Origin of the sequence: Variovorax sp. VRV01, from assembly GCF_014852545.1 — a bacterium.
GTDB lineage: Bacteria > Pseudomonadota > Gammaproteobacteria > Burkholderiales > Burkholderiaceae_C > Variovorax > Variovorax beijingensis_A.
On record NZ_JACVBS010000019.1, the window covers coordinates 81,783 to 95,128 of the forward strand.

Sequence of the window (13,346 nt, forward strand, 5' to 3'; positions counted from 1 at the left end):
CGACCATGGACTACGAAATCTTCGACCTCGGCGATGTGCCCCTGCAACGCGGCGCGACGCTGCGCAATGCCAGGCTCGCCTACAAGACCTACGGCAAGCTCGATGCCGACAAGAGCAACGTGATCGTCTACCCGACCTGGTACTCGGGCCAGCACCGCGACAACGAATGGCTGATCGGCCCGGGCATGGCGCTCGACCCCGAGAAGTACTTCATCATCGTGCCGAACATGCTGGGCAACGGCCTCTCTTCGTCGCCCAGCAACACGCCCGAGCCGTACAACCTGTCGCGCTTTCCGGACATCACGCTCTATGACAACGTCCGGCTGCAGCACCGCCTGGTCACGGAGAAGTTCGGCATCGAACGCATCGCGCTCGTCACAGGCTGGTCGATGGGCGCGCAGCAGACCAACCAGTGGGGCTGCCTGTACCCCGACATGGTGCAGCGCATCGCCCCGTTCTGCGGTTCGGCGAAGACGGCGCCGCACAACATCGTGTTTCTCGAGGGCGTGAAGGCGGCGCTCACGGCCGACGCGGCGTGGAACGGCGGCTGGTACAGCACGCCGCCGAGCAAGGGCTTGCGGGCAGTGGGGCGCGTGTACGCAGGCTGGGGCCTGTCGCAGCCTTTCTACATGCAGGAACTCTGGCGCGAGCTGGGTTTCAGCTCGCTCGAAGATTTCCTGGTCGGCTTCTGGGAAGGCTTCTTTTTGCAGAAGGACGCCAACAATCTGCTCGCGATGCTGTGGTCCTGGCAGCACGGCGACATCAGCGACAACCCGGTGTTCAAGGGCGACTTCAAGAAGGCGCTGGGCGCCATCAAGGCGCGCGCCATCGTGATGCCGGCCGAGCGGGACCTGTACTTTCCCGTGGCCGACAACGAGTGGGAGGTGTCGCACATGCCGAACGCCGAGTGCCGCCCGATCCCGGGCGTGTGGGGCCATTTCGCAGGCGGCGGCAGCAGCCCCGTCGACACCCGCTTCATCGACGCCGCCCTCAGGGAACTGCTCGCCACGCCATGAACGCCGCCCTGCCCCGTTCCACCGATCCGCTCGGCAGCTACCGCATCGAGACCGAGCCCTTCTATCGGCCCGCGGGCAACGAAGTGGCACTCTATGAACAGGCTTACCGCCACCGCATGCCGTTGATCCTCAAGGGACCGACCGGCTGCGGAAAGACCCGCTTCGTGGAGCACATGGCGTGGTCGCTCGGGCGGCCGCTGGTCACGCTGGCCTGCAACGAGGACATGACGGCTTCCGACCTCGTGGGGCGCTACCTGCTCGACGCGAACGGCACGGCCTGGCATGACGGCCCGCTGACGCTGGCGGTGCGCCATGGCGGCATCTGCTACCTCGACGAGGTGGTGGAGGCGCGACAGGACACCACCGTGGTGATCCATCCGCTGACCGACGCGCGCCGCATCCTTCCGCTCGACAAGAAGGGCGAGCTGGTGCGCGCGCACCCCGACTTCCAGCTCGTGGTGTCGTACAACCCCGGCTACCAGAGCAGCGCGAAGGATATGAAGCCTTCGACACGGCAGCGTTTCGCGGCGCTGGAGTTCGACTACCCCGAAAGCGGCCTCGAAGCGGAAATCGTCGCGCACGAGGCCGCGGTCGGGCTCGACCTGGCCGCGAAGCTGGTGGCCATTGCGCGCTGCTCGCGCGAGCTCAAGCACCGCGGGCTCGACGAGGGCGTGTCGACGCGCATGCTGATCTACGCGGGCGTGCTGATCCGCGACGGCGTGCCGCCGCGCGACAGCTGCGAGATGACCATGACGCGTGCCCTCACCGACGACCCCGACATGGCGAGTGCGCTGCAGGGCTTCGTCGCTGCCCAGTTCGGATGAAAGCCAGCCACGCCGCACTGGCCCTGCTCGCCCGCGGGCTGGTGGGTGTCGACATCGAGGTGCAGCCGCTCGAAGGCAGCGCAGGCACGCGAGCGGTGCTGGTGGGCAAGCGGCTGCTGCTCCCCGCGCAGGACGGCGGCAGCAGCGGCGGTGAGCGGCTGCGCCGCGCCATGGTGGCCCATGCGGTCGCGCACCTGCGCCATTCCCGGCCCGCCCGGCCCGCGCGCACGCTCAAGCCGATGGGCATCGCCATCGTTTCCGCCATCGAGGACGCACGCGTCGAGCGGCTGCTGTGCCGCGACTTCCCCGGGGTACACGGCTGGTTCGCCGGATCGCTCGCACCCGCGCCCGACCCGCTCGACCTGGGCTTCGCGGCGCTCGTCTCGCGCATGGACCGCATGCTGATGCTGCCCGCGTGGCAGGACGACAACCACTGGGTCAACAAGGCGCGCCGCCTGTTCGACGAGACCGTGGCCGCTGCGGGGCTGGAAGACCACGACGCCTTCCGTACGATCGCGTCGATCCTGGCCAACGACCTCGGCCAGATGCGCGTGCGCTTCGACCCGCAGCACTACGAAGTGCCGGCACCATACCGCGACGACAACAGTTATTTGTGGGATTTCGGCGAGACCGAAACGCCGCCCGACGAAGCCATCGCGCTGCAGCGGTCCGGTGCCCGGCCGCCACCGTCGGTGGAAGGCGATGCTGCGAATCCAGGCGATGGCCCGTTGCCCGAAGGCGCCGCCGAACTGGAGCTGGGCCGCTACAGCTACCCCGAATGGGACCGCAAGCTCGAACGCCTGCGGCCCGACTGGTGCACGGTGATCGAGAAGCTGCCGGCGTGGCAGGGCCTCCTGCCGGTGCGTGAACAACCAGCGGCCGCCAGCAACACCACCGAGCGCCCGACCCCGCTCGCGCTGCTCCGCGCCCGCCAGCTCGACCGCACCCATCGCCTGCGCCGCCAATGGGAAGGCGACGACGTCGACCTGAACGCCGCCATCGAGGTGCTGGTCGACCGTCGCCTGCGGCTGCGCCCCGACCCGCGCCTCTTCATGCGCCCCGGCAAGGCGCCGCGCCCGAGCAGCGTGCTGGTGCTGCTCGACCTGTCGGAATCGGCGAACGCCCCTGGCCATGGCGGTGCGCGTTCGCTGCTCGACATCGAAAAGCAGGCCGCGCTGCTGCTGGCCGGCTCGAACGCACGCGGCGCTGACCGGTTCGCCATCCACGGCTTCTCGTCCAACACACGCGCAGAGATCTACTACTACCGCCTGCTGGACTTCGGCAGGCCGCTCGAAGCGCCCTCGCGCGCCATGATCGGCGCGGTGCGCGGCCGCTACTCCACGCGCATCGGCGCCGCACTGCGCCATGCTGCATCGCACCTGCGCGCCGAGCCATCAGGCCGGCGCGCGATATTGCTCGTGACCGACGGCGCGCCTTCCGACATCGACGTGCACGACCCCCGCTACTTGATCGAAGACGCCCGCATGGCCGTCGCCGAAGCGCGCGAAGCCGGCGTGCGCATTGCCTGCATCGCGGTCGATGGCGCAGCCGACGCGTATGTGCGCCGGATCTTCGGCTGGCGCAACTATTGCATCGCCGACGACGCACGCAGCCTGCCCGCGCGGCTCGCGCGCATGAGCGCGCGGCTGGCTGCCGCAAACTGAGGAGAATGATGGTTCACACACCCAGGAGACACCCCCGTGGCTGACAAGGACCCCATTCGCGTTGGCATCCTTTACTCGGAAACCGGCGTCACCTCGACGATCGGGCTGTCGCAGCTGCAGGGCGCGCTGCTCGCCATCGAGGAAATCAACGAAGCCGGCGGCGTCGACGGCCGCGAGATCGTGGCGGTGCGCTACGACCCGCAATCCAACCCCGCGCGCTACGCGCAGCTGGCCGAGAAGCTGATCGTGCAGGACCGTGTCAACGTAATCTTCGGCTGCTACATGTCGAGCAGCCGCAAGGCGGTGATCCCGGTGGTCGAGAAGTGGAACAAGCTGCTGTTCTACCCCACGCTCTACGAAGGCTTCGAGTACTCGGGCAACGTGATCTACACCGGAGCCGCGCCCAATCAGAACAGCGTGCAGCTGGCCGAGTTCATGACCACGAACTTCGGTTCGCGCGTGTACCTGATCGGCTCCGACTACATCTATCCCTACGAGTCGAACCGCATCATGGGCGAGCTGGTGATGCAGCGCCCGGGCAGCGAGAAGCTGGGCGAGCGCTACGTGGCGCTGGACGCCACCGAAAAGGACTACCGCGCGATCATGGACGACATCCGCGACAGGCAGCCCGACTTCATCTTCTCGACCGTGGTGGGCGACTCCACGGCGAGCCTCTACCGCGCGTACGCGGAAGCGGGCTTCGATCCGAAGAAGATGCCGATCTCGAGCCTCACCACGTCGGAAGCCGAGATCTCCCAGATGGGGCCCGGCGTGGCCACGGGGCACTTCACCGCGGCGCCGTATTTCCAGTCGATCGACTCGGCCGCCAACCGGCGCTGCCTCGCGCGGCTGCGCGAACGCTTCGGCGATGGCTGCGTGCCCAACCTGTGCTGGGAGGCCTCGTATTTCCAGATGCACATCTTCGCCAATGCGTTTCGCCAATCGGGCAGCGACGGCATTGCGGAGATCCTGCCGCACATCCTGGGCAGCGAGTTCGATGCGCCGCAGGGGCGCGTGAAGATCGATCCGGCGAACCATCACACCTGCCTTTACCCCCGCATCGGGCGGGTCGATGCGCACGGGCAGTTCACCATCGTTCGGCAGGCGACGCGCGCGGTGTACCCCGATCCTTATCTGGTCACTCACTCGCTGGGCGACTGGACGGCCAGGCTCGATACGCTGGAGCTCTAGGATGGACGGCGCCGCCCCCAAGCGACACACCCTGCGGATGACGCCGCCGCAGCTGAAAGAGCTGCGCCTGCTGAAGATCGCGGTGATCCACCCTGACGATGCAGACGGCCGCCAGCTCACGCAGCAGCTGCAGCGCATCGGCTGCCAGGTGCAGGCCTTCTGGCCGCCGGTGCAGGTGCTTCCCGAGGGCATCGACGTTGCCTTCATGGCGGTGCAGCCCGACTTCATCAACCTGCGCTTCGAATGGACCCAGAACGAAGAAGCGCCCGCCATCATCGCCGTGGTGACCTACGAGAATCCGACCATCGTCGAGGCCGTGCTGGAGATCGGCGCCAAGGCGGTGCTTCCCTCGCCGGTGCGCTCCTTCGGGTTGCTCTCTGCATTGGTGGTGGCGCGCGAGGCGCACAAGGAAAGCCGTTCGCTCGCGCGGCGCCTGCGCAAGGTCGAGGCCAAGCTGCTCGGTGTACGGCAGCTTGCCGAAGCCAAGAGCATTCTCATGAAGACACACAGCGTTTCCGAAGGGCAGGCACACGACCTGATCCGCGACCAGGCGATGAGCAAGCGCACGACCATGGAAGAAATCGCCGCGGCCATCGTCAACGCCAACGAGATTCTTTCGCTCGGCGCGCGCAGGCCCGGCCAGGTTTGAATCAGAGCTGGCGAAACGCCGCCAGCACCAACACCAGCAGCACGCGTTGCGCGGCGCCGAGCGCGACCCGGTGCTCAGCCCTTGGCGAACTCCAGCAGCGTCTCGATCACGCGCTGCGTGGCACCGTCCAGCGGGCCCTGCGCGCGGTACGCAATGGCCAGGTGGCGTGTGAGTTTCGGGCTCAACGGCCGCGTCTGCACGTGCTCGCCGGCGTCGGCAACCTTCCCGCCGTCGGGTGCGGGCAGCAGTGCCACGCCGTAGCCGGCGGCCACCAGGCCGCGCATCGCGACGTCGTAGTCGTGCTCGATGCGCGCGCGGGGCGCGAAGCCGGCTTGTGCGAACCACTCCATGGTCAGCGCGAACATGCGCGAACCCGGCTCGTTCATGATCAGCGGCTGCTGCGCCAGCCAGGCCGGCGTGATGCGGCGCGGCGCTTGCCAGCGCGCGGGGATGAAGGCCATCATCGAATGCTGGCGCCAGGGCGTCAGCGCGAGGCCCGGCACCGCAGGCTGGGGCAGCGCGATGATGGCCAGGTCCAGGGTGCCGGCCAGCACGCCGGCAACCGAATACTCCGAGCCCATGAAGCTGGGCGTCAGCACGATGTCGGGATAGCGCTCCAGCAGGGCATGGAACACCGGCGGCAGCAGGTCGACCACCACGCTGGTGGTGCTGCAGCCGATGCGCACCCGGCCGGCCAGCCCCTTGTGCTGGCGCCGCACCGCATCGATGGCGTCGTCGGCATCGCGCAGCAGGCGCCTGCCGCGCTCCACCAGCAGGGCCCCTGCCGCGGTGGGCGTGACCCGGCGCGCGCCGCGCAGCACCAGCGGCGCGCCGAGGCGCGATTCGAGTTCGCTGATGTGCAGGCTCACCGTGGGCTGCGCGAGGTGCAGCGCCTTGGCCGCCGCCGAGAAGGTGCCCAGATCGGCAATGGCGATGAGCGTGCGGAGTTGGTCGAGGTTGAGCTGTCGCATCAGGAATGCTGATTGAAGGTGTCAGAAATCTCAACTTCCACAATAGCATGCGTCGCCGCAAGATGAGCGCTCCCACAAGGAGACCATCGTGACAGCGCCAACGCACTCGCCCTTCCATCAACGCCTGATGCATGCCCTGCGCAGCTGGCGCCGCCGCGCCGCGGAGCGCCGCCGCAGCCGCGCGGACGCACAGCGTCTGGCCGGCATGAGCGACCACGAGCTGTGCGACCTGGGCATCGGTCGCAGCGAAGTTCCCGGCCTGCTCGACAGGCATCGCTGATCATCGGATTTGAGGTTCAATCCGAGGCGTGCCCAAAACCGCCGCCCCCACTCCGCTTTCCATCGAACTCACCTCGCCGCAATCGGTCAACGGCCAGCGCGCGGCATTCCAGTCGCTCTGGCTGCTCGCGCGCATGAAGCATGCGCACGATGCCGAAGCCGGCCTCGTGCGGCTGGCCGACCTGCGCGGCGAAGTCTCCGATGCGAGCACGCTGCGCATGGTCGTGAGCCGCGCGTTCCGCGACTTCAAGGCCTGGCACATCGAGGTCGGCTGGGGCGAGGACACGCAGCGCGAGCCGCGCTTCCTGAACGCCGAGCGGCGCAGCCAGGGTCCGTTCTGGCTGCCGCCCGCCGAGGCGAAGCGCGTGCGCATGCTGGTGGGCGGCCGCCCAGCCACGCCCGCCGAGGTGGCTTCTTTCCTGGGGCTGCGCTCGCGCAGGGCCCGCGCGGCCGCGCCCGGCTCGCCGCCGCCCGATGCCGTGCACCTGCAGGACGCCGCGTTCTGGAAGCAGCTGGTGGCCTCGCAGCAGGCGGCGCGGCAAGGCCGGCTCATGGCGCCGGTGGCGGGAGGCAGCGCGGCCGGCCAGCCGGCCAGCGCGCTGGAGTCGATCCGCCTGGCCGGCACGCTGGCCGCCACCGATTTCCAGCGCGCGCTGGTCACGCTCAACGAGGCGATGCTGTGGCGCCGGCTCGGCGACAACGAGCAGGCGCGCCGCCGGCTGCAGGCGCTCAAGAAGCAGCGCCTCGCGCACCATGTGGCGGGCAACGACTACCTGGGCGCGATGGAATGCATCGTCTCTGCCTGGTGCGCCTACACCGCGCGCGACCTGCCGCTCGCGCAGTCGCTGCTGAGTGGCATGGCGAACGATGCGGCGCGCAGCCTGGTGCTGCGGCACCACCCCGACGTGCGTTTCGAATGGTGCAACCTGTGGGCGCTGGTGTGCCGCTCGCGCGCGCTCGGGCTCTCCGCCGACGACAAGCCAACGGCCGCAGCGCTCGCCGAAGAGTCGCTGCAGCGCTTCGGCGAAGCATTGGCCGCGGCCTTCGAATCGCATTCCTTCGACGCCGCACAGCACGTGGCCGCCAACATGGGCATGGCCGCGTGGCTGTTCGACCGCGTGGGCCTGTCCGACCTGCCGGCGCTCGTGCACGACGGCCATGCCGACACCACGCGCCGCGCCGTGCAGTGGATCGCCTTCAGCGAATGGCTCTGCGGCCACACCGACGGCCAGGGCCGCTCGGCCTGGAACGCGATCTACCTGATGCGCATCGCGCGCGGCCACTGCCGGCCCGAGCAGCAGCCCACGCTCGCGCAGTTCCGTGCGCAGAAGCCGCTCGATAGGGCCGCGGTCTCGCAGCTCGCCGGACCGCTCGCCGATGCCTTCGATGCCGCCCATTGGCCGGCGCGCTGGGTCGAGGTGGCGCAGGCGCGGCTGACCGACCACCAGGCCGGGCGGCGCCGCTACCCGGGCCTGCAGCATTGCAGCCTGCTGTTCGAGCACGCCTGGTACGCGGCGCACGCGGGCGACCTGCAGGCGGCCGAGCAGTCGCTGGCTGCATTGCGCGAAGCCTTGCCGCAGCTGGTGCCGAGCGACCGCGCCTACTTCACCGAATCGTGGAACGACACGCTGCCGGCCGAGCTGGTGCTCGAGGCCAAGCCGCCGCGGCGGCCGGCGGTGCGCAAGAAAACCCCGCCCCGCTGATCAGCGCACGGCCGGCGCGCCGGTCGAGTTGCGCACCACGAGTTCGGGCCGCAGCACCACGGTCGATGCCGACATCGCGCGGCCGTCGATCTCCTCGAACAGCATCTCGGCCGCGCGCCAGCCGAGTTCGCGGTGCGGCAGGCGGATGGTGGTGAGCGGCGGGTCGACCATGTCGACCAGCGGCATGTCGTTGTGCCCGGTGACCGAGATGTCCCTCGGCACGCGCAGGCCGGCCTGGCGCAGCGCGTCGTAGGCACCGAGCGCCACGAGGTCGTTGCAGCACACCACGGCCTGCGGGGCCGGGCCGGCTTCGAGCATCTGCCGCATGGCGGCCGCGCCGGCCTCGCGGCTGTAGCTCGCGCATTCGACCACGCGCAGCGGCTTCATGCGGTGGTCGCGCAGCGCCTGCTCCACGCCCAGGCGGCGGCCCACGCCGGTGGGAATGTTCTGCGGTCCGGCCAGGTGCGCAATGCGCTTGTGGCCGAGGCCCACGAGATGGTCGACCGCGAGCTTCATCGCGAGCCGGTCGTCGCTCACCACGGCCGGCAGGCGGCCGGTCTCGTCGGCCCGGTTGACCAGCACCGCGGTCATGCCGGCCTTGGAAACGAAGTCGACCAGCGGATCGTCGCGCGTGGCGGTGGCCAGGATCACGCCGTCGACGCGCTGCGCGAGCATGCGTTCGAGCACCGGCCGCGCGAGCGCAGGGTCGGCCACGTTGGTGACGAACACGAAGTAGCCGCGCGCCGCCGCGCTGGCCTCGATGCCCTGCAGGATGGGCGGGAACACCGCGTTCGTGATGTCGGGCACCAGCACGCCGATGGTGTGGGTGCGGCCCGTGCGCAGCGCCGAGGCCGCGCGGTTGGGCCGGTAGCCCAGGCGCTGCGCGGCCTCTTCCACCACGCGCAGTACTTCGTCGCTGATCAGCGAGCGCTTCTCGGGGCTGAGCGCGCGCGAGACGGTCGACACATGCACGCCGGCCGCGCGGGCAACGTCGCGGATGGTCACAGGGGAAGAAGGTGGGCTGATGCTCATGGGCTGATTGGTGCAAACGATTGTCGCCGGGGCTGCGCGTTCGGAACGCCTGCGCGCATTCCCATATTGGCCGACAGGGTCATTTTACTTTCTACCGGTTTGGACTAAGATCATGCAAACGATTGCACAAACATCCCGACGAGACATCCCATGAACATCGCCACCTCCCCCGACTCGGTACTGGGCTTCGCGCTCCAGGCCATGGAGCGCACGCCCGATCCGCGCCTTCGCACCGTGATGAATGCGCTCACGCGCCACCTGCATGACTTCGTCCAGGAGGTGAAGCTGACCGAGGAAGAGTTCGAGCAGGCGCTCGAATTCATCGTCGCCATCGGCCAGGCCACGGGCGAGAAGAAGAACGAGGTGGTGCTGGCGGCCGACATCCTCGGTATCTCCACCGTGGTGGCGCTGCAGAACAACCAGGACCCGCACGGCGAATCGCCGGCCGCGCTGCTCGGCCCGTTCTGGCGCGCGAACTCGCCGGCCTGCGCGCTCGGCGACAGCATTGCGCGCTCGGGCACGCCGGGTCTTCCGCTCGCGGTGGCGGGCACGGTGCGCGACGCGCAGGGCGAACCGATCGCGGGCGCCACGGTCGACGTGTGGCAGGCCTCGCCGATCGGCCTCTACGAAAACCAGGACCCGGCGCAGGAAGACATGAACCTGCGCGGCCGCTTCACGACCGACGCGCAAGGGCGCTTCCACTTCCGCAGCGTGCGGCCGGCCGGCTATCCGGTGCCCACCGACGGGCCTTGCGGCGCGCTGCTGCGCGCACAGCAGCGCCACCCCAACCGGCCTGCGCACCTGCACTTCATGGTGAGCAAGCCGGGCCACAAGGTGCTCATCACGCAGGTGTTCGCCGATGACGACCAGAACCTCGAAAGCGACCCGACCTTCGGCGTGACGCGGCGGCTGATCGGCTGCTTCGCACTGGCGCCCGATGGCCAGAGCGCCACGCTGCAGTACGACTTCCAGCTCGAACCGGGCGAGATGAAGTTCCCGCGTCCTCCCATCCCCTGAACCCACGCTTCCATCCCATGAGCTTCGATCCTGTTTCCCGACTCGACGGCAAGGTCGCCGTCATCACCGGCGGCCTTGGCGCCATCGGCTACGCGACGGCGGTGCGTCTTGCCGCACTCGGCGCCACCTGCGTGCTGCTGCACCGCAGGGGCGACGATGCGGCTGCCCGCGCTGCCGCCCTGCCCTCCGCCCACGGACAACGCCACACGGCGATCCGCGCCGACATCGTCGATACGCCGAGCCTGCAGGCCGCGGCCGCCGAGGTGAAAGCCACGCACGGGCGCTGCGACATCCTCGTCAACAGCGCCGGGCACACGCAGCCCGTTCCGGCGGGCGACCTCGATGCGCTGACCGACGAACTCATCGACGAGCTGCTGCGCGCCAACTTCCGCGGCGTGTTCGCGACCATCCGCGCCTTCGCACCGATGCTGAAGGACAGCGGCGACGGGCTCGTCGCCAACATCTCGTCCATTGCGGGCTTCACGGGCGTGGGCAGCAATCTCGCGTACGTCGCGGCCAAGGCCGGCCTCGACGTGGTGGGCGATGCGCTGGCCAAGGCGCTGGCGCCGGCGGTGCGCGTGGTGTCGGTGTCGCCGGGTGCGGTCGAGTCCGGCTTCGTGCCGGGCCGCGGCGCGGAGTTCGCGAACAAGATGGCAAGCACCACGCCGCTCGGGCGCATCGGCAAGCCCGACGACGTGGCGGCCGCAGTGGAAGCGCTCGCGACGACGATGCGCTTCGTCACCGGCACGCGCATCGTGGTCGATGGAGGGCGCCACCTGTGAATACCAAGACGCTCATCACCTGCGCCGTCACGGGCAACCTCGTGAAGCCCGAGCAGACGCCGCACCTGCCGATCACGCCGGTGCAGATCGCCGACGAATGCCTGGCCGCGGCCGAGGCCGGCGCGGCGCAGGTGCACATCCACGTGCGCCATCCCGAGACCGGCAAGCCGTCGATGGAGATCGAGCTCTACCGCGAGGTGGTCGACCGCATCCGCCGCGGCAACCGCGAGCTGGTCGTCAACCTCACGACCGGCCCGGGCGGGCGCTTCATTCCGAGCGAGGACGATCCGAAGATCGCCGCGCCCGGCACCACGCTGCTGCCGCCCGAGAAGCGCGTGGAGCACATCGCGCTCATCAAGCCCGACGTGTGCTCGCTCGATCTCAACACCATGAACTCGGGCCCCGATGTGGTGATGAACACACCGAGGAACGTGCGCCGCATGGCCAGGGTGATTCGCGAGGCGGGCGTGAAGCCCGAGCTGGAGATCTTCGATTCCGGCGACATCAATCTCGCGCTCGACCTGATTGCCGACGGCACGCTCGACGGCCCCGCGATGTGGACCTTCGTCCTCGGCGTGAAGTACGGCTTCGCGCCCACGCCCGAGACGCTGCTGTATGCCCGCAACATGCTGCCGCGCGGCGCGTTCTGGAGCGCCTTCGGCATCGGCCGCATGGAGTTCCCGATCGTCGCGCAGGCCTGGCTGCTGGGCGGTCATGTGCGCGTGGGCATGGAAGACAACATCTACCTGGAGAAGGGCGTGCTGGCCGAGAGCAATGCGCAGCTGGTGGCGAAGGCGCGCGACATCCTGCTGAGCCTAGGGGGCGAGGTTGCCAATCCACGCGAGGCGCGTGCCATGCTGGGTCTGCCTGGTGCGGGGAGCTAGCGTGAAAGCTTTTTCCATGCATTGCGTTGTGGGGCATTCAGGGCGCGCTCCCGCCGACGGGGTACGCGGCGAAGCGAATGTCCTCCGGCCTTCGGCCTCCCCCTTAATTTCGCTGCGTAAGGCACCCCATCGGCGGAAGCGTTATGCAGAGCGGTCGTTGATCAACCAGCACCACAGCCACGCCCATCGTGCACAGGACATCGGGTGCTCCCCGCAGCGAAATCAAGGAGGAGGCCGAAGGCCGGGGGACATTCGCGGAGGGGAGTACCCGGTGGCCTGTGCACGCACCCCGAACAACAGCACATCCAAACAACACACGCACCCATGAGCATCGCCGCAATGCACACCACCTCCCGCGCACTGCGCGTGAACGAAAAGGCCGCCAACCTCGACGCGCTGCAGATCCAGGCCGCGCCGCAGCCGGAACCCACAGCCCCCCCCGGCCACGCCGTGGTGCAAGTCGCCGCCGCCGCGGTCAACCCGAGTGATGTGAAGGCCGCGCTGGGCCTCATGCCGCAAGCCGTCTGGCCGCGCACCCCCGGCCGCGACTTCGCGGGCACCGTGGTCAGCGGTCCGGCCGAATGGATCGGCCGCGAGGTCTATGGCTCGGGCGGCGACATCGGCATCACGCGCGACGGCTCGCATGCACGCTATCTCGTGCTGCCCGAGGCCGCGCTGCGTGCCAAGCCCCAGGGCATCTCGATGGACGAGGCCGGCGCCGTGGGCGTGCCCTTCGTCACCGCGTACGAAGGCTTTCGCCGCAGCGGCATGCCGCAGGCCGGGCAGACCGTGCTGGTGCTCGGCGCCAACGGCAAGGTCGGCCAGGCGGCGGTGCAGCTCGCGTCGCAGGCCGGTGCGCGCGTGATCGCGGTGCAGCGCCGCGCAGGGCCCTTCGAGGGCTTCGCGTGCGGGCCGGTCGACGTGATCGACGCGCGCCACCATGCCGACGTGGGCGCGCAGGTGCGCGAGCTCACCGGTGGGCGCGGCGCGCACATCGTCTACAACACCGTCGGCAGCGCCTACTTCGAGGCCGCCAACAAGGCCATGGCCAAGGGCGCGACGCAGATCTTCATCGCGACGCACGAGCGCGCCGTGCCCTTCGACATCTTCGCGTTCTACCGCGGCATGCACACCTTCGTGGGCATCGACTCGCTCGCGATGGACTGCGTGGCCTCCACCGCCCAGCTCGACGCGATGCGCGAAGGCTTCGAGCGCGGCACGCTCAAGCCCTTTCCCGTGGCGCGGCACTTCACGCTCGACGAAGCCATGGACGCCTACCGGCTCGTGCTCTCGGGCAGCACCGACCGCGTCGTGCTGCGCCCCTGAATCGAACA

The 13,346-nt window shown here is 69.2% G+C and carries 13 protein-coding genes; 11 read left to right on the forward strand and 2 right to left on the reverse strand.

All coding sequences use genetic code 11. The features are described from left to right. Positions 1 to 5 precede the first annotated feature (5 nt). The 5 genes from IB278_RS27180 to IB278_RS27200 are packed head-to-tail and all read left to right on the forward strand — an operon-like array spanning position 6 to position 5,344. On the forward strand, positions 6 to 1,016 hold the full coding sequence (locus tag IB278_RS27180) for an alpha/beta fold hydrolase (protein WP_145738704.1): 1,011 nt from the start codon (positions 6 to 8) through the stop codon (positions 1,014 to 1,016). Then, positions 1,013 to 1,840 (forward strand): CbbQ/NirQ/NorQ/GpvN family protein, encoded by an 828-nt coding sequence (locus IB278_RS27185; RefSeq protein WP_192326741.1) that lies wholly within the window; start codon positions 1,013 to 1,015, stop codon positions 1,838 to 1,840. Before IB278_RS27180 ends, IB278_RS27185 begins: the two co-directional genes overlap by 4 nt. Continuing rightward, a complete protein-coding gene (locus tag IB278_RS27190; RefSeq protein ID WP_192326743.1) occupies positions 1,837 to 3,504 on the forward strand; it encodes a nitric oxide reductase activation protein NorD in 1,668 nt (555 codons plus the stop codon). The genes IB278_RS27185 and IB278_RS27190 overlap by 4 nt, the downstream gene beginning before the upstream one ends. Before the next feature lie 36 nt (positions 3,505 to 3,540). Next, positions 3,541 to 4,695, forward strand: a complete 1,155-nt coding sequence (locus IB278_RS27195) for a transporter substrate-binding domain-containing protein (protein WP_145738710.1) — start codon at positions 3,541 to 3,543, stop codon at positions 4,693 to 4,695. 1 nt (position 4,696) lies between these two features. Then, complete coding sequence (locus IB278_RS27200; RefSeq protein ID WP_145738712.1) at positions 4,697 to 5,344, forward strand: ANTAR domain-containing response regulator; 648 nt, start codon at positions 4,697 to 4,699, stop codon at positions 5,342 to 5,344. A gap of 74 nt (positions 5,345 to 5,418) precedes the next feature. On the opposite strand, the gene IB278_RS27205 is transcribed toward IB278_RS27200, so the two are convergent. Further along, positions 5,419 to 6,315 carry a LysR family transcriptional regulator gene (locus IB278_RS27205; RefSeq protein WP_192326745.1) on the reverse strand — a complete coding sequence of 299 codons (897 nt, stop codon included), beginning with the start codon at positions 6,313 to 6,315 and terminating at the stop codon, positions 5,419 to 5,421. Positions 6,316 to 6,403: 88 nt separating this feature from the next. Here IB278_RS27205 and IB278_RS27210 point away from each other — a divergent pair, with 88 nt between their 5' ends. Next, positions 6,404 to 6,595: a DUF1127 domain-containing protein gene (locus tag IB278_RS27210; protein WP_145738716.1), complete on the forward strand. Its 192-nt coding sequence runs from the start codon at positions 6,404 to 6,406 to the stop codon at positions 6,593 to 6,595. A gap of 28 nt (positions 6,596 to 6,623) precedes the next feature. After that, positions 6,624 to 8,297, forward strand: a complete 1,674-nt coding sequence (locus tag IB278_RS27215; protein ID WP_192326746.1) for a hypothetical protein — start codon at positions 6,624 to 6,626, stop codon at positions 8,295 to 8,297. Here IB278_RS27215 and IB278_RS27220 read toward each other — a convergent pair whose 3' ends face one another. Then, positions 8,298 to 9,329 (reverse strand): LacI family DNA-binding transcriptional regulator, encoded by a 1,032-nt coding sequence (locus IB278_RS27220; RefSeq protein WP_145738719.1) that lies wholly within the window; start codon positions 9,327 to 9,329, stop codon positions 8,298 to 8,300. A 150-nt stretch (positions 9,330 to 9,479) separates the two neighbouring features. Between IB278_RS27220 and IB278_RS27225 the strand changes: the two genes are divergently transcribed. From IB278_RS27225 to IB278_RS27240, 4 genes are all read left to right on the forward strand, one after another. After that, entirely contained in the window at positions 9,480 to 10,346 is an 867-nt protein-coding gene (locus IB278_RS27225) for a dioxygenase (RefSeq protein ID WP_192326748.1), read from the forward strand. Positions 10,347 to 10,363: 17 nt separating this feature from the next. Beyond that, positions 10,364 to 11,128 (forward strand): SDR family NAD(P)-dependent oxidoreductase, encoded by a 765-nt coding sequence (locus tag IB278_RS27230; protein ID WP_192326750.1) that lies wholly within the window; start codon positions 10,364 to 10,366, stop codon positions 11,126 to 11,128. Then, positions 11,125 to 12,012 carry a 3-keto-5-aminohexanoate cleavage protein gene (locus IB278_RS27235; RefSeq protein WP_145738725.1) on the forward strand — a complete coding sequence of 296 codons (888 nt, stop codon included), beginning with the start codon at positions 11,125 to 11,127 and terminating at the stop codon, positions 12,010 to 12,012. Before IB278_RS27230 ends, IB278_RS27235 begins: the two co-directional genes overlap by 4 nt. A 324-nt stretch (positions 12,013 to 12,336) precedes the next feature. Beyond that, the gene (locus IB278_RS27240) at positions 12,337 to 13,338 is read left to right on the forward strand and encodes a quinone oxidoreductase family protein (RefSeq protein ID WP_225613201.1); all 1,002 of its coding nucleotides are present in this window, start codon (positions 12,337 to 12,339) and stop codon (positions 13,336 to 13,338) included. The last annotated feature ends 8 nt before the right edge of the window (positions 13,339 to 13,346 follow it).